Origin of the sequence: Mycobacterium sp. IS-1590, assembly GCF_001500025.1 — a bacterium.
Taxonomy (GTDB): Bacteria; Actinomycetota; Actinomycetes; order Mycobacteriales; family Mycobacteriaceae; genus Mycobacterium.
The window spans coordinates 1-17,289 of the sequence record NZ_LQIW01000017.1; the positions used below are offsets into that span (position 1 = coordinate 1).

General features: G+C 67.7%; 21 protein-coding genes and 2 pseudogenes. 9 read left to right on the forward strand and 14 right to left on the reverse strand.

The window, feature by feature from the left end; translation table 11 throughout:
• The 3 genes and pseudogenes from AU197_RS26455 to AU197_RS26020 form a co-directional block, all read left to right on the forward strand.
• Positions 1 to 407: pseudogene (locus AU197_RS26455) on the forward strand (serine/threonine protein kinase); the annotation flags it as partial.
• Positions 404 to 1,291 (forward strand): LLM class F420-dependent oxidoreductase, encoded by an 888-nt coding sequence (locus tag AU197_RS13165; RefSeq protein ID WP_064403154.1) that lies wholly within the window; start codon positions 404 to 406, stop codon positions 1,289 to 1,291. The pseudogene AU197_RS26455 and the gene AU197_RS13165, both read left to right, overlap by 4 nt.
• A pseudogene (locus AU197_RS26020) lies at positions 1,288 to 1,680 on the forward strand (nuclear transport factor 2 family protein); the annotation flags it as partial. The gene AU197_RS13165 and the pseudogene AU197_RS26020, both read left to right, overlap by 4 nt.
• 22 nt (positions 1,681 to 1,702) lie before the next feature.
• Here the strand turns inward: AU197_RS26020 and AU197_RS13170 are convergent.
• The 3 genes from AU197_RS13170 to AU197_RS13180 all read right to left on the reverse strand — a co-directional run bounded on the left by AU197_RS13170 (position 1,703) and on the right by AU197_RS13180 (position 3,835).
• Positions 1,703 to 2,194, reverse strand: a complete 492-nt coding sequence (locus tag AU197_RS13170) for an NUDIX hydrolase (protein ID WP_064403211.1) — start codon at positions 2,192 to 2,194, stop codon at positions 1,703 to 1,705.
• Between the two features lie 105 nt (positions 2,195 to 2,299).
• Entirely contained in the window at positions 2,300 to 2,491 is a 192-nt protein-coding gene (locus AU197_RS13175) for a hypothetical protein (RefSeq protein ID WP_064403155.1), read from the reverse strand.
• 33 nt (positions 2,492 to 2,524) lie between these two features.
• Entirely contained in the window at positions 2,525 to 3,835 is a 1,311-nt protein-coding gene (locus AU197_RS13180; protein WP_064403156.1) for an NAD(P)/FAD-dependent oxidoreductase, read from the reverse strand.
• 45 nt (positions 3,836 to 3,880) lie between these two features.
• Between AU197_RS13180 and AU197_RS13185 the strand changes: the two genes are divergently transcribed.
• From AU197_RS13185 to AU197_RS13195, 3 genes are all read left to right on the forward strand, one after another.
• On the forward strand, positions 3,881 to 4,693 hold the full coding sequence (locus AU197_RS13185) for a hypothetical protein (protein WP_064403157.1): 813 nt from the start codon (positions 3,881 to 3,883) through the stop codon (positions 4,691 to 4,693).
• Between the two features lie 187 nt (positions 4,694 to 4,880).
• Positions 4,881 to 5,186, forward strand: coding sequence for a hypothetical protein (locus AU197_RS13190; RefSeq protein ID WP_064403212.1), 306 nt, complete (start codon positions 4,881 to 4,883; stop codon positions 5,184 to 5,186).
• 64 nt (positions 5,187 to 5,250) lie between these two features.
• Complete coding sequence (locus tag AU197_RS13195) at positions 5,251 to 5,985, forward strand: ankyrin repeat domain-containing protein (RefSeq protein ID WP_156434412.1); 735 nt, start codon at positions 5,251 to 5,253, stop codon at positions 5,983 to 5,985.
• Positions 5,986 to 6,042: 57 nt separating this feature from the next.
• Here AU197_RS13195 and AU197_RS13200 read toward each other — a convergent pair whose 3' ends face one another.
• The 5 genes from AU197_RS13200 to AU197_RS13220 form a co-directional block, all read right to left on the reverse strand.
• Positions 6,043 to 6,408, reverse strand: coding sequence for a DUF732 domain-containing protein (locus AU197_RS13200; RefSeq protein WP_064403158.1), 366 nt, complete (start codon positions 6,406 to 6,408; stop codon positions 6,043 to 6,045).
• A gap of 25 nt (positions 6,409 to 6,433) precedes the next feature.
• A complete protein-coding gene (locus AU197_RS13205; protein WP_197415534.1) occupies positions 6,434 to 7,015 on the reverse strand; it encodes a hypothetical protein in 582 nt (193 codons plus the stop codon).
• Positions 7,016 to 7,136: 121 nt separating this feature from the next.
• Complete coding sequence (locus AU197_RS13210; protein ID WP_064403159.1) at positions 7,137 to 7,322, reverse strand: hypothetical protein; 186 nt, start codon at positions 7,320 to 7,322, stop codon at positions 7,137 to 7,139.
• On the reverse strand, positions 7,319 to 7,756 hold the full coding sequence (locus AU197_RS13215; protein ID WP_064403160.1) for a hypothetical protein: 438 nt from the start codon (positions 7,754 to 7,756) through the stop codon (positions 7,319 to 7,321). The genes AU197_RS13210 and AU197_RS13215 overlap by 4 nt, the downstream gene beginning before the upstream one ends.
• Before the next feature lie 45 nt (positions 7,757 to 7,801).
• Positions 7,802 to 8,605, reverse strand: a complete 804-nt coding sequence (locus AU197_RS13220; RefSeq protein WP_064403161.1) for a nuclear transport factor 2 family protein — start codon at positions 8,603 to 8,605, stop codon at positions 7,802 to 7,804.
• 107 nt (positions 8,606 to 8,712) lie between these two features.
• Here AU197_RS13220 and AU197_RS13225 point away from each other — a divergent pair, with 107 nt between their 5' ends.
• Entirely contained in the window at positions 8,713 to 9,132 is a 420-nt protein-coding gene (locus tag AU197_RS13225) for an Rv0313 family protein (RefSeq protein WP_064403162.1), read from the forward strand.
• Positions 9,133 to 9,153: 21 nt separating this feature from the next.
• On the opposite strand, the gene AU197_RS13230 is transcribed toward AU197_RS13225, so the two are convergent.
• Positions 9,154 to 10,155, reverse strand: a complete 1,002-nt coding sequence (locus tag AU197_RS13230; protein WP_064403163.1) for an alpha/beta hydrolase — start codon at positions 10,153 to 10,155, stop codon at positions 9,154 to 9,156.
• Positions 10,156 to 10,403: 248 nt separating this feature from the next.
• On the opposite strand from AU197_RS13230, the gene AU197_RS13235 reads away from it, so the two are divergent.
• Positions 10,404 to 11,861 (forward strand): aldehyde dehydrogenase, encoded by a 1,458-nt coding sequence (locus tag AU197_RS13235; RefSeq protein ID WP_064403164.1) that lies wholly within the window; start codon positions 10,404 to 10,406, stop codon positions 11,859 to 11,861.
• On the opposite strand, the gene AU197_RS13240 is transcribed toward AU197_RS13235, so the two are convergent.
• From AU197_RS13240 to AU197_RS13260, 5 genes are read right to left on the reverse strand one after another with little or no spacing between them, the layout of a single operon-like run.
• Complete coding sequence (locus AU197_RS13240; protein WP_231744919.1) at positions 11,853 to 12,275, reverse strand: MaoC/PaaZ C-terminal domain-containing protein; 423 nt, start codon at positions 12,273 to 12,275, stop codon at positions 11,853 to 11,855. The genes AU197_RS13235 and AU197_RS13240 overlap by 9 nt on opposite strands.
• Positions 12,272 to 12,745, reverse strand: a complete 474-nt coding sequence (locus tag AU197_RS13245; RefSeq protein ID WP_064403215.1) for a MaoC family dehydratase — start codon at positions 12,743 to 12,745, stop codon at positions 12,272 to 12,274. The genes AU197_RS13240 and AU197_RS13245 overlap by 4 nt, the downstream gene beginning before the upstream one ends.
• A gap of 53 nt (positions 12,746 to 12,798) precedes the next feature.
• Positions 12,799 to 13,212, reverse strand: a complete 414-nt coding sequence (locus AU197_RS13250) for a nuclear transport factor 2 family protein (protein ID WP_064403165.1) — start codon at positions 13,210 to 13,212, stop codon at positions 12,799 to 12,801.
• A gap of 12 nt (positions 13,213 to 13,224) precedes the next feature.
• A complete protein-coding gene (locus AU197_RS13255; RefSeq protein ID WP_064403166.1) occupies positions 13,225 to 14,826 on the reverse strand; it encodes an AMP-binding protein in 1,602 nt (533 codons plus the stop codon).
• The gene (locus AU197_RS13260; RefSeq protein WP_064403167.1) at positions 14,826 to 15,941 is read right to left on the reverse strand and encodes an aromatic ring-hydroxylating oxygenase subunit alpha; all 1,116 of its coding nucleotides are present in this window, start codon (positions 15,939 to 15,941) and stop codon (positions 14,826 to 14,828) included. Before AU197_RS13260 ends, AU197_RS13255 begins: the two co-directional genes overlap by 1 nt.
• 105 nt (positions 15,942 to 16,046) lie before the next feature.
• Here AU197_RS13260 and AU197_RS13265 point away from each other — a divergent pair, with 105 nt between their 5' ends.
• Positions 16,047 to 17,288 (forward strand): cytochrome P450, encoded by a 1,242-nt coding sequence (locus AU197_RS13265; RefSeq protein WP_064403168.1) that lies wholly within the window; start codon positions 16,047 to 16,049, stop codon positions 17,286 to 17,288.
• The last annotated feature ends 1 nt before the right edge of the window (position 17,289 follow it).

Genomic DNA, 17,289 nt, shown 5'->3' on the forward strand with positions numbered 1-17,289 from the left:
TCGTCGACCTGCCTGGGGCGATCGCGCGTTCCTCGCCGAACAGAAAGGCCGCCCCCACGACCACCGCGACCGATGACGACGACACCGCCACGACAACAGCGCCGTCGTCGCCCGCCGACGACTCCGCCGCGGTGATCGGGGCCAACTGCTCGCCTGAGGGCGCTACCGCCCAGACCGCCGACGGCTCGACCGCCTACTGCTCGACGCTGCAGAGCACCGGCGCGACGATCTGGTCACTGACCGAGGGGGACGTCCCGAGCCCGACGGTCACCACCGAGGCGACCGAGCCGCCGCTGCCGGTCGCCGAGGAATCGCCCGTGCGGGTGTGCATGGAGCAGACCGGGCAGACCCGCCGCGAGTGTCGCAGGGACATCCGGGAAAGCAACGGTCTGCCGCCGCTGCCATGAAATACGCCGTCGTCGCGCCTGTTGCGGCGGGCGTCACCGCAGATCCCGCCTTCATGGCCGCGTTCGCCGCGCACCTGGAGTCCCGCGGGTTCGAATCGCTGGTCGTCGTCGAGCACACCGTGCTGATGTCGCAGTACACCAGCGTCTACCCGTACGACCCGTCCGGTCGGGTCGAACTGCCCGCCGACTGTGCGGTGCCCGACCCGCTCGACCTGCTCGCCTTCCTGGCCGGTCACACCCGCCGGCTCGGGCTGGCCACCGGCGTGCTCGTGCTGCCCAACCATCACCCGGTGGTGCTGGCCAAGCGGGTGGCCACGGTCGACGCGCTCTCGGGCGGGCGCCTGCGGTTGTGCGTGGGAATGGGTTGGCTCCAAGAGGAGATCGAGGCGTGCGGAGCCGACTTCGCCAGCCGGGGCCGGCGCGCCGACGAGCAACTCGCGGTGCTGCGGCTGCTGTGGCAGGACCGCCCCGACGGCGCCGAATTCCACGGTGAGTTCTTCGCGTTCGACAACGCGATGTGCTATCCGAAACCTCTGGCGCACATACCGATTCACATCGGTGGGCACAGCAGGGCGGCGGCGCGGCGGGCGGGCAGGCTCGGTGACGGGTTCCAGCCACTGGGCGTCGGCGGCGCCGAACTGACCGAACTGGTTTCACTGATGCGCGACGAGGCCGAACGGTGCGGGCGTGACCCCGATGCGCTGGAACTGTCGCTGGGGCATCTCGTCACCAAGATCGACGGTGAGCGGGCGGCCAAACTCGAGGGGCTCGGTGCCGACCGCGTGATCCTGGCCATGCCGCCGACGGCGGATATCGACCAAGCGCGCGACATGTTGTCCGCGTGCGCGCAGCGGCTCGGCCTCGCCGGCAGGGGATCCTCATGAGGCTCAGCACCGCCGACCGGCTGGCCCTGGCCGACCTGGTGCACGTCTACGCCTCGGCCGTCGACGACCGCCGCTTCGACGATGTCGCCGAGCTGTTCACCGAGAACGCCGAACTGCGGCTGCCCGACCCGCCGCGCGCGCTGGAGCCGGTGCGCCGCCACCACGGCCGCGACGGGGTGCGCGCGGCGATGGCCGCGCTGGCTGCCGTCACCAGGACCGAACACGCGATCGTCGGCGAGGTGTACGCCGCGGCCGAAGAAGCCGATTACGCGCTCGGCCGCATCACGTGCATCGCCCACCATTGGACGGTCAGCGAGGGCCGGACGTCGGATCTGGTTTGGCATCTGCGCTACGACGACGAGTACCTGCGCACACGGGCAGGCTGGCGGATCCACGGTCGCGCGCTGACGATCAATGCGATCGAGACTCGGCCGGTTCGTCTCCTGCGATTGCCGCCATCAGACGATCCAGCAGGACCCGCTGACCCTTCAACAGCTTGGACCGAGCCTGTGGCACGGGAAACCAAGCGACCCGGTCGATTTCGGGAAACTCCCTGAACGTGCCCGACCCTTTCGGCCACTCCATGGTGAAGGTGTTGGACACGGTGCCCTCCGGGTCGAGGTCGCCCTGCACTGCGAACGCCGTGACGATCTTGCCGCTGGGCTGTTTGACGGGCGCGAACTCGATGCGGGGCCCGTCCGGCGGGCGCTTGCCGAGTTCTTCTTCGAATTCGCGGCGCGCGACGACCCACGGGTCCTCGCCCTCGTCGTATTCGCCCTTGGGGATCGACCAGGCCCCTTCGTCCTTGCGCGCCCAGAACGGTCCGCCCGGATGCCCGATGAGCACCTCGACCACGTCGTCACGCACCCGGTAGAGCAGCAGTCCCGCACTCAGCTTCGGCACGCTCCCCATCTTCCGCGAGCGACCGAGTCTGTGCGCCGACACGCCGCGTCCAGCCGTACAAGCGCGGTCGCTCACCGCAGATTGTGGGCCACCCGGACCAGCGACTCAGTACTTGCGGTCGCCCTCGCTGCTGTCGAAGAAATCCCAGTCGCCTTGGTCGTTCTTGACCTCCATACGCCAGCCGAGTTCAGGGTCCGCCTTCTGGTCGACGAACCAGGCGTGAGCATCGTCGGCGCTCTCGATGTCCTTGGTGTCGACGACCTCGCCCTTGGGGTTCAGCACGCGGTAAGTAGCCATGCCGACACAGTTCCCCGCTTCACGGGGTTTGAATCAGCCCGCTTTCGGCGTCGGAATGCCCTCGCTGGCCGAAAACTGCGCGTCCTCCTGCGTGGAGAGCCCGAATGAGACGACGGACCGGTCGAAGAACAGATCGGTCAGGTACGCCAGCGTCACCGCCCAGCGGTTGACGAACCGCGGGATCGCGTACACGTGGTAGGCGCGGGTCACGACCTTGGCGGGAAAACCGGACAACTGGATGTTGAGCGGATTGGCCACCGCGTAGCGCGGGCCCAGGTCGACGACCAGGCCCATGTTGCGGTGCTTGTAGCGCTTCGGTTTGCCCACACCAAGGCTGGCGGCGACGTTGCGCGCCAACACCTTTCCCTGCCGGGTGGCGTGGTGTGCAGTCGGCGGCGTGATCTTGCCGGGCTGTGTGACGTCGGGCACCGCGGCGGCGTCACCTGCGGCGAAGACCCCGGGGTGGCCCGGAACCTCGAGCTCGGTGGTCACTTTCAGCCGGCCGCGCTCGGTCGGCAGCCCCAGCTTCTCGATCAGCGGCGCACCCGTCACACCGGTGACCCATGCCACGGTATGGGTGCGGATCAACGAATCATCGCTGAGCACAACGTGTTCGGCGTGTACTTCCTTGAGCGTCACGCCCAGCCGGACGTCGATGCCGCGCGACTTCAGCACGCGCTGCGCCGCGGCGCCCAGCTTCTCCCCGACCTCCGGCATCACCTGCTCGGCGAGGTCGAGCAACAGGAACTTCACTTCGCTCGGGTCGAAGCCCATCTGATGGGCGGCCGAGTCCGCGAGCGCGCGCAGTTGGACCGCCAGTTCCGTCCCCGAGTACGACGCGCCGACCACGACGATCGTGCGGCGGGCCGCACGGCGGCCGGGATCGTCGTCGACGTCGGCAAGTTCGAGTTGCTGGAGCACGTGATCGCGTAGATACAGCGCTTCGGCGGTCGACTTGAGACCACGGGCGTGCTCGGCGAGGCCGGGCACGTCGAACAGTTTGGTGACCGAACCGGGGGTCAGCACCAGCCGGTCCCACGACAGCGCACGTGACCGTTCCTCGGGATCGGTGAACGTGACGGTGCGTCCTTCGAAGTCGACCTCGTCGACGCGGCCACGGATCGCCTGCACCCCGCGTAAGGCGTTGGCCAGCGGGATCGCGACGAAGCGGGCGTCGACCAACCCGCCGGCGACGTCCGGCAGCAGCGGCGTGTACAGCATGTAGTCGACCGGCGAGACGATCGAGATCTCGACGTCGGAACGCTCCTTGCGCAATTTCTTGGCCAAAGTGCGCGCACATTCGAAACCGGTGAACCCGCTGCCGACGATTACCACGGAGGTCATGCGCCCGACTGTACGGAACCGCCCCCGGCGGGGAATGCTGGAGTCATGACGCGCCCGGAACCTCTGCGCAGATTCGACCCGTTCCGACCCGTCGACATGTTGACCGCACTGTGGTCCTCGGCCGCGGTGACGCCGGTCGGCACCGGGGCGGCCGCGGCGTACCGAACGCTGTTCATGACGGTCCGCCGGCTCGTGGTCGGCAGGCGACTCAGCGTCAAGCTTGACGAGGGAGATCTGACGCTGACGGTCACCGAGTTCGACTCGCGCCTCGACGTCCGGGGCCTCTCGGTCGGTCAGCTCAACGACGTCCGCCTGGCCGCACGCGACATTGAGTGCAACGGGGCGCAATTCGACCATGCCACCGCGGTGTTGCACAACGTGCACATTCGGCCCACGGTGCCACCGGTCCTGGTGGCAGCGCCTGTCGAGCTGACGTTGGAGATTCCGGCGGCGGTTCTCGACGATGTGTTCCGCTGGGCCGCACCCCGGCTCTCGGGTGCGATCGGCGCCGACGGTGTGGCCCGGTTGCGCCTCGCGCGGCGGCCGGGGGCGGGCCACCTCGAAGTCGACGCCCAACTGGACGGCTCGACGCTGTGGCTCAAACCACGCTGCCTCACATTCGGCCGGACCCGGTGTCCGCTGCCGGCGCGGACCCCGGCCTATCCCGTGCGGCTGCCCGAGCTACCGCATGGTGTCCGCCTCACCGGAATCAGCTTCGCCCCGGGTGTGGTGCGGCTCTCGGCGTCGGTGGCGGAGTGGCGGATGGATCTGCCCCTGACCAGGCTGGAGGACATCCTCGGCCAGTTGAGCGCGGTCGGCCGTCCACTGCAACTGAGCCGGTTGGGGCGCCTGCTCTGACGTTGTTGCGCACACCGAACACCGTTGCGCCGCTTAAAATCTGCCAATCTTCGGGCATTTCCTGCCAGGGAATTAAACCCGTCCGTTCTTCGTTGCCGCCTATGAGCCGACCGAAACGCGCCCAATGCGAAATCATCTGGCGGAAAACCGCTTTCGGTGGCTCGCGGACAGAGAAAGAGGCATGGATATGAGGAAGACGGGAGTCGCAGTCGTAGCGAGCGGACTGGCCGCCGCCCTGATCGGGCTGGCCGCACCGGTGGCCGCCGCACCTTCGGGGTCACAGAATGCGCAGGACACCATCAACCAGCTCAGATCTGAGGGGTACAGGGTCATCGTCACCCAGGTGGGCACCGCCCCGCTGAGCGAGGCCGAGGTGGTCGCGGTCCGCGAGGGCCCCACCTTCACCCGGATCGACGCGGGCACCCCGGTGATCGGGAGCAGCCACAACTACACCACGCATCAGGACCGTCTCGTCTACGTAGACGTCAAGTAGCCGATTCGGTCGAGAGGGGCACCCGCAAGGGTGCCCATCTTCGCTTATGGGCACAATTCTCGTTGTGGCCGCACTCGGCGTCGACCCGCCGCAATGGACCGAGCCGTTAGCGCCGGACGTCCTGGACCTGTTTCGCCGTGCGCAGCGCGGCGACTCGGCGGTGATCGAACTGCTCGCGATGGGCGCCGATCCCGATCCGGTGGATGCGTGTGGTGCGTCACCACTCTGGTACGCGGTGCGCTCGCCGGGCCTGGGCATCGCGGTCGCGTTGATCGATGCGGGCGCCGACGCGGGGCGGCGCATCGTGTTGTCGGTCCGCGGTGAGCGCTACACCACGATCCTGCATGAGATCGTGCGCAATGGTCGCAGCGTGGCGCTCAACCACGCCCTGGCCAGCGGTGTCCGTCCGGCGCTGCTCGACTCCGATGGGGCGACACCGCTGCACGTGCTCGGCGACCACGACCACGTCAACCCGGAGTTGGTGCGCGCGCTGGTGCGCGCCGGCGCACCGGTCGACGCCGCGCTGCCCGACGGAACCCAGCCCATCGATCGAGCCGCGCGACTTCTGCTGCCCGCGACCGTCGCGACGCTCGTCGACCACGGCGCTGACCCCCGGCGCGGCCTCGACGCACTGATGAGGTGGTGGGCCGCCGGGGTCGGGTTCCACGCGCGCCGGGCCGACGGCGTGGCCGAGGTCGTCGGCGTGCTGCGGACCGGCGGCGCCGAGGTGACCGAAAGACACCGTGACCTCGCGGCCGGCGTCGGCGTCGAGCAGGTGACCGCGGCCCTGCGTCGTTGAGGTTTCAACACCCGGCCTGATATGCCCGATGCCTGGCCATCGGAGCCGGCGACGGCTCTAGATGCCGAGGAACGGCAGCGGGATCGGCGAGTTACCGCTGCCGATCGAGGACACCATCGCGGGGCAGAACATCGAGATCGCGATGCCGGTGAACATGGTTGCCGGGCCCAGTGACATCCCGCCCATTTCGGCGACCTTGGCCGCGACGTTGGCGGCGTTCTGGCCCGGATCGGCCAGCATGGGGCACACCTGCTGACCGACTGCGACGGCACTGTTCGGATCGCTCATGACCACGCCGGCCTCGGTCACCGCGTTGAGAAACGCGTCGTCGACGGGATCGGCCTGCGCGGGCGCGGCAACCACGGCCGCGGCGGCCAGAAGTCCGGAGGTCAGCGCGAGCGCCGACACGGGTTTGCTAAGCACCCCGGAATCCTACGCTGCGGACCCCTCAGACGCCCGTCCAGGCGGTGTCGATGGTGGCGCCCACGTCGATCACCTTGGCCTTCTGGGAGGCCGGGCTGTCGATCTCGCCGGCGACGTGGGCGGCGATGAACCGCCGGATCTCGGCGTCGATACCACCGAGGATGCGGACCACCTCCCCGCGCAGCGACTTGGACGTGACATGGATCGAGATGTCGGAAGCCCGGGGTTTCTCGACGTCGAGAATCAACAACAACGGTTCCGCGGCGCGCGCGGTGGCGTTCAGCGCGATCTCTCCGAAGACCATGAACTTCGGCTTGTCGATGCGCAGATCGACCATCATGTCGATCTCCAGCGGGATGCGGATGGCGAACGTGATCATCGGCCCGACGTGGCGCGTCAGGCGCGGTTCCTGGATCCGCACCTTCGCGGTGACCTTCGCGATCTTGCCCGGACCCTGAGCGATCGGACCCATCTCGAACTCGTCACCGGCGATTTCGGCGATGGCGCTGCCGACGCGCTGCTCGGTCACGGCGACCTCGAAGAATCTGCGGCCGAATTCCTCGTAGGTGATCTCGGTGGACTCATCGTCGACAGGCATGGTGCTCATACAGTCTCACGCGCCCATCTCGCGCCGCACGCGACGCGACCGCTGCGACCGAATCGAGACACCTCGGGTGAGCCTCTCGCGACGTTCCTGCAACCGTTCCGCGACCCTGCGTGCCGAACCGTCAACGACCGTCGCTGCTGCGCGCCTCGGCCCCGCTCTCCTCTGTGTCGATCGCGTCGTCGGAGAACGTCTGCCCGACGTAGGTGCCCTCGTCGTCGCCGCCGTCCTTGCCGGCGCGGGAGGTCGCGACGTGGTCGTCCTCGGTGACACCCTCTTCACTGTTGTCGTCGTCTTCGCGCGGAGTCATGCGGCCGGGTTACCCGCGGTGGGGGTGGTCAAACGGTCGCCCGACGGTGACCGAGGGGGCACCAGCTTGAGCGCCAGTCGCCCGAGCACCGCCACGATGAGGGCCGGAGTCCCGTACAGCAGGACCCCCATGGCCAGGGTTGTCGTCGAACCACTCATCGCGGCGGCCACCACGTAGACCGAGAACACCCAGCTGGCCATCAGCGCGACGCCCATGACGACCACCGCTACGGCCAGACTGCGGACAGGCCCGTAGTGCCGGTAACCGGTGACGGTGAGCAACGCGACGGTGGGGACGCCGAGGATCGCGGCGGCCGCCCACGTCTGGTCGAGCGTCGCAAGCCGTCCGATGGTGGGCAGAATCAGGCAGGAGGCCAGTACCGCGGCCAGGACCACGCCCACGACGGCGAACTCGCGTGAATCAGTGTGTCGCATGGTTGCCGAGTTGCCGCGGCCCGAGGAGACGAAACGTCCGGCGGGTCAGACGCCGGTTCCGGCGTAATAACGGATTCGCCTGATCGCGAAGGGTTTCGTCGCCACGTCGGCGATCAGCACGTCGCGCGACCCGGCGCCCTCGATGCCGCAGACCAGGCTGTAACCCGATCCGATCAGTTTGCGGGAGCGGGCGCCGGTCAGCCGGGACAGCAGTTCGGCGCCGCCCATCGGTGCGTGGTCGCCGAGGGTGATCTGGGTGCCACCGCCCAACCAGCGGCGCACCCCGACCTCGTCACCCGAACGGGCGGCCGCGAGAAACTCGTTGAACCGCCGCTTGCCCTGCGGGCCGACGCCGCGGAAGCCGCCGAGGAAGCCGAGTGTCCCGACCAGACCCTGATTCGTCAGCAGCCCCCGGTACAGCTGCAGCCCGGCGGGCACCGATCGGACTCCGCGTTTGAGGAACTGCCCGACCATCGCGGGAAGCTCCCAAAAAGCCGACAGCTCAGCAATTTTCAGCTGACCCGCGTCGGCTTCGAGGTGGTAGCGCAGGTAGGCGGGTATCCGCAGGGTCATCCCCGCCGCCATCTGGACCTCGAGTTCCAGATCGCGGATCACGGTCGAGCCCACCACGATGTCGACGTCGCGGTGAAATGCGATGTCGCGGGGGCCGACGAAGGTGTCGTAGAAGCGGGCGATGGCCGTCGTCCCGCGGTGCGGTTGCGAACCCACCGGGTCTTCGACGATTCCGTCGAAGGTGAAGGCGGCGACCCACGCCTGGCGGTCGTGCACGGCGACCGCGGCCGGGGATCGCTCGACGGCGGCCAGGGCGTCGGCCCGGGAGATGGCCATAAAGGTTGCCTACCACTTCGGGATCGCTTCAGTCGACTACTTCACCGCAGGCGGGCACACTGGAAGAGCTACCGCGCAGAGGTGCGGGCGCTCCAGGAGGAGGCACCATGAGCAGCAACGGCCCGTTCGGGATCGACCCCGAGGAGTTCGACCGCGTCGTACGCGAAGCGGGTGAAGGTCTGCGTGACGCGCTCGACGGCCTCGGCAGGTTCTTCAGCACGTCGGGGGAACGCGCGGGCTGGGCCAACCTGGTCGACGAGTTCACCCGTTCGTCGCGGCCCCGGCGCGAACCCGAGACCACCGGTGAGACCGGTGACGGGGTGTGGGCGATCTACACCGTGGACGACGACGGTGGTGCGCATATCGAGCAGGTCTACCCCACCGAGTTGGACGCGTTGCGGGCCAACAAGAACAACACCGACCCCGCCCGCAAGGTGCGGTTCCTGCCGTACGGCATCGCGGTCAGTGTGTTGGACGCCGGTGATACGGATTCGGCCCCGGAATCCACTCCCGTCGACGACGCCTGACGCGAAACCGCCTGCGCCGCTTCACTGGTCGTTCGTCGGCTGAGATTCCAGCACTCGCTGGATATCGGGCTTCATCTGCTGTAGCTGTTGGCCGGCGTAGCCCCAACTGTGGATGCCCGCGGGAAAGTTGAAGACGCCGTTGTTCCCGCCTGAGGCGATGTAGGCGTCGACGAACGCCCGGTTCGAGTCGATCGCGAAGCCCTCCAGGAAGCCGAGCCCGGCGATCGGCGCGTCGGGATTGGTCAGTGCGGGGTCGGTGAGCGTGCCGTCGCCGCAGTAGATCCAGACGCGTGTTCCGTTGGCGGCGAGCCGGCCGGCCTGCATCGTGGGATCGTTGCGCACCCATGCCGGGTCTGACGGCGGGCCCCACATCGCAGCGGGATCGAAACCCCCGTTCCACATCTGGGCGACCCTGACCTGCCCAGGGCCGTTGGGCGCGGAGAGGTTCAGAAAGCCCGACAGCGATCCGGCGTAACTGAACCGTTGGGGGTGGTAGGCCGCCAGGATCAGCGCCGCCGACCCACCCATCGAGAACCCGACCACCGCGTTGCGGGTCGGCCGTACCCCTTTGTTGGCGGCCAGCCATGCCGGAAGCTCCTGGGTCAGGAAGGTCTCCCACTTGTAGGTGTGGGTCGCGCCGTTGCCCACCGCGGGCGCATACCAGTCGGAGTAGAAGCTCGACTTGCCGCCGACGGGCATCACCACCGAGATGCCGGAGCCGTCAAACCAGTCGAAGGCCGCGGTGTTGATATCCCAGCCGTTGAGGTCGTCGCCGGCCTCCATGCTGTCGAGCAGATACAACGCCGGTGTGTCGGCGCCGGCACCGAGAAACTCGACGCGGACGGTGCGATTCATCGCCGTGGAGGGCACTTCCAGGTGCTCGATCGGAAGGCTCGGATCCGAAAAGGCCTGCGCGGGTGGGCTCACACCCCCGGCGGCGAGGGCCGGCAACATGGCGGCGGCCACCGTGCCCGCCGCCCAACGCGTGGCCCGGCGCAGTGACGGCCATTGCACGAGCGCCATCGACGACCTCCCGTCCCCGTCCCACAGCGGACGATACGCCCGCAGGCGCCGGATCGATCGCGAAATGGCGTTGCCAACGGCAAAGTTCGATCGAGGGACGCCCGTTGCAACGTCGTTCCACGGCGGAGTCGTCGCATGCGGCCGCCCCTGACCCCTGATTTGCTATGTTTGCATCAATAGCGACTTAGGCGGGTGCGGGGTGAGGCCCGATGCGGAACTCGCCCGGTGGTCGACGAGGAGGCACCGTCATGAGATCGCTGACATACGAACGGCTTTTCATCGGCGGCCGGTGGGAGACTCCGGCCACGAGACGACGTATCGCGGTCATCTCCCCGCACACCGAGGAGCAGATCGGCGAGACGCCCGAGGCCGCCGCCGAGGACGTCGACCGTGCGGTGCAGGCCGCGCGGGAGGCGTTCGACGAGGGCCCGTGGCCGCGGTTGAGCGTCGACGAGCGCATGGAGAAGATCGAGAAGCTCGCGACGCTCTACGCGGCTCACACCGACGAGATGGCCGACCTCATCACCGCGGAGATGGGGTCACCGCGCAGCTTCAGCCGGCTGGGGCAGGCCACCGGTGCGCTCGCCCAGATGCACCTGATCCTGGCCACCGCGCGGGACTTCCCGTGGATCGAGCGGCGGCGAGGGCTCTTCGGGGATGTGCAGATCCGGCGCGCACCCGTCGGCGTGGTGGGTGCGATCGTCCCGTGGAACGTCCCGCAGTTCCTCATCATGCCGAAGATGATCCCGGCGCTCATCGCGGGCTGCACGGTCGTGGTCAAGCCGGCTCCCGAAACGCCCATCGACGCAATGTGGCTGGCGGAGATGCTCGAGGAGGTCGACCTTCCCGAAGGCGTCGTGTCGATCCTTCCCGGCGGACGCGACACCGGTGAGCGCCTGGTGCGCCATCCCGGCGTGGACAAGATCTCGTTCACCGGTTCGTCGGCCACCGGACGCCGTATCGCCGCCGTATGCGGGGAGCAACTCAAACGCGTCAGCCTCGAGTTGGGCGGCAAGTCGGCGGCCATCATCCTCGACGACGCCGACATCGAGCGCACCGTCGAGCATCTGAAGACGGCGAGCCTGATGAACAACGGGCAGGCCTGCGTGGCGCAGACGCGAATCCTGGTGAGCGAACGCCGCCACGACGATGTGGTGGAGGCGCTGAGCGCGATGATGTCGGGGCTTGCGGTGGGTGATCCCGCCGACGACGCCACCGACATCGGCCCGCTGGTGGCACAACGCCAGCAGCAGAAAGTGCAGGGCTACATCGACGCGGGACTCGCCGAGGGCGCGCGAATGGTGTTGGGCGGCACCGAAAAACCATGTGACCGGGGATGGTACGTCCAGCCGACGCTGTTCACCGACGCGAGCAACGACATGCGCATCGCCCGTGAGGAGATCTTCGGGCCGGTGCTGACCGTGCTCACGTATGCCGACGAACGCGACGCGATCCGGATCGCCAACGACAGTGACTACGGGCTGGCCGGCTCGGTCTGGACGGCTGACGTCGCGCACGGGCTGGAGATCGCCGCCGCCATTCGGACCGGCACCTACGGGATCAACATGTACACACTCGATACGACCATGCCGTTCGGGGGGTTCAAGCAGTCCGGAATCGGTCGGGAGTTCGGCGCGGAGGGGCTCTCGGAGTATGTCGAGTTGCAGACGACCATCAGCGCGGACAAGTTGCCCGACCTAGCGTGACAGCTCGAGCGTCAGCTCCGCCGGGCAGCACAGCTCTCCGCGTTGGTTGGACACGGTGATCTGCAGATCGACCAGGCCGGTGTCGCGCTTGGCCACGACGCGCCCGCGACCCACCATCGAGTCGCCGGCGTAGATGGAGCCGAGCAGGGTGATCTTGCGGCGCACCACGCGGCTGTAGGGGCCGGCCCAGTCGGTGGCGATGCGGTCGACGAACCCGGCGATGTGCATCGTGTTGACGAAGATCGTCGGATGCCCGTGCTGTTCGGCATAGCGCGGGTCATAGTGCGCCGGAAAGTAATCCCACGTCGCTCCGGGGTTCATCACGACGCGCTGGTAGTCGATGTGGTCCACGACTTCGGGCAGGTCGGACGGAACCTCGACCCGCTCCCACTCCACACCCAGGTGCGCCCTCACGCCTGCCCCTCGGGAGTGAACCGGAACAAGGTGTTGCGGTTGACGGCGACCAATGTTCCATCGTCGCGGCGGAACTCGTCACACGTCTGCACGAAGTGGCCGAAACCGAGGCGGGCGCGCTTCAATGGCGAGACCGAGACCACCTCCTCGGTCAGGTGCAGGTGATCCCCCTCCACGATGGGGCAGGGATACTCGGCGTCGTTGGCGGCGTTGATGAACGTGGTCCCCGGCAGCGGCACGCGGATCGCGATCGCCGCCACCGGCGGTCGGCCGTTCGGCAGCCACGGCGGCGGAATGAGCCACCCCATCAGCAGGCCGGGCGGGGCGAGCAGCCCGCCCCACTGCCGGCGGGCGAAATCCTCGTCCCAGAAACCCTGATTCGAGTCGCGGACCATGGCCGCGAAGTGCTGAATCCGGGCCGCGCTCACCGCAGTCCCGGCGTATCGCGGCTCCGTGCGCGTGCCGACCATCTGCAATGCGTCTTCGTACGTGCCGAACGCCAGCTCGTACCGGCCGGTCTCGATCACCCCGGTAGCGCGCTCTCACGCGGAACCGCATCCCAGGTCAGTCGACGTGAGGCGAAGTACCACCCGCCGCGCTCGTAGACGAGGCGGTCGGTGTAGCTGCCGGTGGCCTGGAGTTCGTTGTCGCAGAACAGCAATGCGACGCACTGTTGAGTCGCCTCGACGCCGTCGACGGTGATGTCGTGGTCGACGGTGACCAGTCGCCGGCCGTCGCCGCCGTCGAACGCCTCCGCGAGGTTGCTGAACGGTTCCTCACCCCTGGTGTAGGTCGCACCGGAATGCCGGAAGGTGGCGAGCCAGCCGGCCAGGTCACCGCTGGAGAACAAGCGGTTGTGCCTGGCGTCGAGGTTGAGAATTCCCGCTCGCCCCGCCAGCCCGTCGAGTACGTACTGCTGTTGGTAGCTCAATGCCATCGTCTGACTCCTTCACCGACTCAGCAGGTAGCCGTGGGCTTCTCGGTCCCACACCGACTCGCTCAGGCCCCGTTTCCGCAGCAGATCCTTTCGCACCCGTCCGATGACGTTCTTCGGAATCTCGTCCAGCACTTCGAGATACCGAGGAACGCAGAAGTACGGCATGCGCGCCGCGCAGAAGTCCAGTAGTTCGGGAAGATCGATGGTCGCGGCGGGACGAAGGGTGACGACGACGAGGATGTCGTCCTCACCCAGCTCGCTGGGCACGGCGACCGCGGCGGCTTCGGCCACCGCCGGGTGGCGCATCACCGTCTGCTCGAGCTCGACCGAGGACACGTTCTCACCGCGCCTGCGCAGCGAGTCTTTGGCGCGATCGACGAACGTCAGGTTGTGGTGGTTGTCGAGAAAACCCAGATCGCCTGTCCGGAACCACTCCGGGTGGGGCTCGATCCGCAGGCCGCGATGCCCGGGCGCGGACGACACATACCCCTCGCTCATCACATGCGCTGTCCGCGGCCGGCACGCGATCTCACCCGTCTCACCGACGGCGACAGGGTGGCCGTCCCCGTCGACGATGCGAACCTCGAAGGCCGGGTTGACTTGTCCAGAGGTACCCGGAACACCGTCGTCCGAAACCGCCTTGTACGCGATCGGAAACGCTTCCGTCAGCCCGTACATCGTCACCACGCGGCATCGGTACCGGTCCTCGATCGCGCGGTACAGCTCGGTCGAAATGGGCGCGGCCGAGATGAACCGGATCCCGAGCTGCGCGTCACGGGGATCGGGCGGCAGAGTCCACAGCATCGACACCATCGCACCCGCCCCGGCGAACCCCGCTGCGCCACAGGCCCGCAACTCGTCTGATACCTCGGCGGGGTGGAAGGCGCCGGCCAGCACGCTGGTACCGCCGACCAGCATCGGCGCGAGCACCGTCGGGGCGGCGCTGAGATGGAACAGCGGCATCGCCGTCCAGATCACGTCACCCCGCCCGTACTCCCACGCCGATGCGACGGTGGCGGCCGCGACGAACAGGTAGTGCCACGTGGTCGCCACCGCCTTCGACGGGCCGGTGGTTCCCGAGGTGAAGAACAGCGCGCCCACGTCGTCGACGTCGGTGCGCACCGCGGGGTAGGTGCCGACGTGCGACCCGCTCAACTCGGTGCCGACCGAATCGTCGATCAGCAGGGTCGCGGCCGGGGCAACGAGCTGGTCGGCCACCTCGGCGAGTCGGGCACGGCGGTCATGATCGGTCACCACCAGCTTGGCTTGAGACACATCAAGCGCGTGTGCCAGGAAGTCACCCTTGTTGGCGGCGTTGACCGCAGCACTGACCGCGCCCAACCGGGCGGCACCGAGCCAGAAGTACACCCATTCCGGGCAGGTGCCGGCGAACAGCGCCACGGTGTCACCCCGGCACACGCCGCGATCGGCGAGCATCGCCGCGGCGGCGCTGGACCGGTCGCGCATCTGGGCGAAGGTGATGGCCGTGCCGTCGATCGACATCATCACCTGGTCACCGAACTGGTCGGCGCGGCGGTCGAGAACGGAAGCGACCGTAAACCGTTCGACGCCGAAGGCCGCGGGGTCCGTGCGCCCGGTCCGGTCCGTGGGCATCAAGCCTCTGCTGCCGAGGGGTCGGGTTCACCGCTCGGCGTGTAACCGAAATCGGTCGCCGACGGCTCGGCGCCCGGATAGAACCGATGCGCCCAACGGCGCAGCGCGGCGTAGTCGCGGGCTTCCTCGGGCGCCAGGTTCGGTTTCTCCAGGTACTTCATGTTCTCCCAGGTGAAGAAGTCCTGTTTGATGACCTCCTGCTGCAGCTGCAGAAACTTCGCCGCCCGGCCGGTGGGCTTGTCGCCGCGATCGCCGGCTTCGCGGATGGATGCCTGGGTGTAGAAGTAGTCGGTGTAATCCTCGTCGACCGGCGTCTGGCCCGTCACCTGGACGGTGGCGACGAGCTCGGAGGGGAAACGCACCACGCCGAGGCCCAGCGAATAGTTGTCGTAGATGATCTTCGCGTCCACGGGACCGTTCGGGGTGAGCCACGTCTTGGGCCGTCCCCCACCGAAATTCGCGTTCACCGTCGCGTGCAGGTGATAGCCGGACACTTCGAACGACGCGGTGTTGGCGGGATTCGCCGCCTTGTGCACGTACTGAACGTGGTACGGGTCGGCCGCGTTCTCGATGATCATCTGCGCGTGCACCTTGACCCTGTTGACCATCCGCGTGTGTGGATGCAGCGGGTAGTACTCGTCGGTCTCGAGTTCGGGCAATACCGGCGGTTGCCAGTACGGTGCGCGGCCGTGGCGTTCATGCCAGACGAGGATGAAGCCGTTCCACTCGGTGCACGGGTAGCGCTTGATCCGCACGTTCTGTTTGCAGCCGATCTTGCTGTACGGGATCAGCGCGTTGGCGCCGTCGCCGGTCCACTGCCAGCCGTGCCACGGGCAGACGATGTTCTCCCCCTCGACGGTGCCGCCGACGCCCATGTTCGCGCCCAGGTGCTGACAGTAAGCGTCGAGCACGTTGACCCGGCCCGACCGGGTCCGGAAGATCACCAATTCCTCGCCGAAGTAGTGGGCGCGCTTGACCTGACCGGCGGGCAGGTCCGAGGAGAATCCGACGATGAACCATCCGGTCGGAAACCGGTAGGTCGACAGGCTGATACCGCTGGGCCCGAACTCGCGCTCCGACGGGTCGAGTGTGGGATCGTCGATCGTGTCCGTCATCGCAGCTCCGTCCGCGCACGCACCAGCCGGGGTCAGCGGCGCTGTCCGTTGCCTATTTTTACTATTTTAGGCATTCTGGGTCAAGAACGGCGAAGGGAACGGCGCATGGCCACGACCACTCCGGTTGACCTATCCGATCCGGCGTTGTGGCAGAACGGTTTTCCCGACGAACTTTTCGCCGAGCTGCGGCGCGAGCGACCGATCTTCCGGCACGGCCTCACCGATCGGGTGGCCGCGACGCTGAAACGCGACTTTTGGATGACCACGAAGTTGCGCCACGCGCACCGCATCCACCGTGACACCGAATCGTTCACCGCCGCCGAGGGGCCGTTGATCCAGGGCGTGGGTGCTGTGGGTGCGTTCCCCACGATCATCAACATGGATCCACCTGATCTGATCAAGCGGCGCCGGGTGATGTCACACGCGTTCACTCCGAAGGCGATCGGAAAGCTCGAGCGAGACATCCGCACCCGGGCCGCGGCGCTGATCGACGACCTCCTCGACCGTGGCCGCGGCGACTGGATCGCCGATGTCGCCGACGCTCTGCCCATGTCGGTGATCGGCGACATCGTCGGCATACCCGAAGAGGACCGACCGGAGATCTTCGACACCTTCGACCTCATCCTGCAGGCGAATTCGGCTCCGTCCGGACGCGAGGCCGAACAACAGCATCTCGAACTGTTCGGCAAGATCTTCACCTACGCCGCGGAACTGACCGCCGCAAAGCGCCTGCATCCCACCGACGACATCTGGAGCACACTGGCCACGGCGGTGGTGACCGACGAGAACGGCGAGCAGCTGTCGATTCCCGCCACCGAGCTCGACATCTTCTTCTTCGTGATCGCGTTCGCGGGCAGTGACACCACGAAGAACGCCTTGGCGTACGGGCTGCGGGCCTTCGTCGACAACCCCGAGCAGATCGAGCGCTACCGCACGAATCCATCGGTGCGCCAGTCGGCGGTCGAGGAAGTGCTGCGATGGTCGACACCGGTGGCGTTCTGGAGCCGGGTCACCAAGGTCGACGTCGACATCGACGGCGTCACGATCCCCCGGGGCGAGCGGGTGGTGTCGATGTTGCGGTCGGCCAACCGCGACGAGGACGTCTTCGCCGATCCGTTTACGTTCGACATCGGCCGCGCGGACAACCCGCACGTGGCGTTCGGCGGCGGCGGACCGCATCACTGCCTCGGGGCGATGCTGGCCCGCGCGGAGATTCGTGCTGTTCTCGACGAGCTCCTGTGCCGCGCCGAGGACATCACGCTCGGAGCGGTCGAGGTGACCTACCCGACCCTCACCAACAACATGACGATCTTCCACTCGATGCCGATCCGGTTGCGGGCCCGCTGAA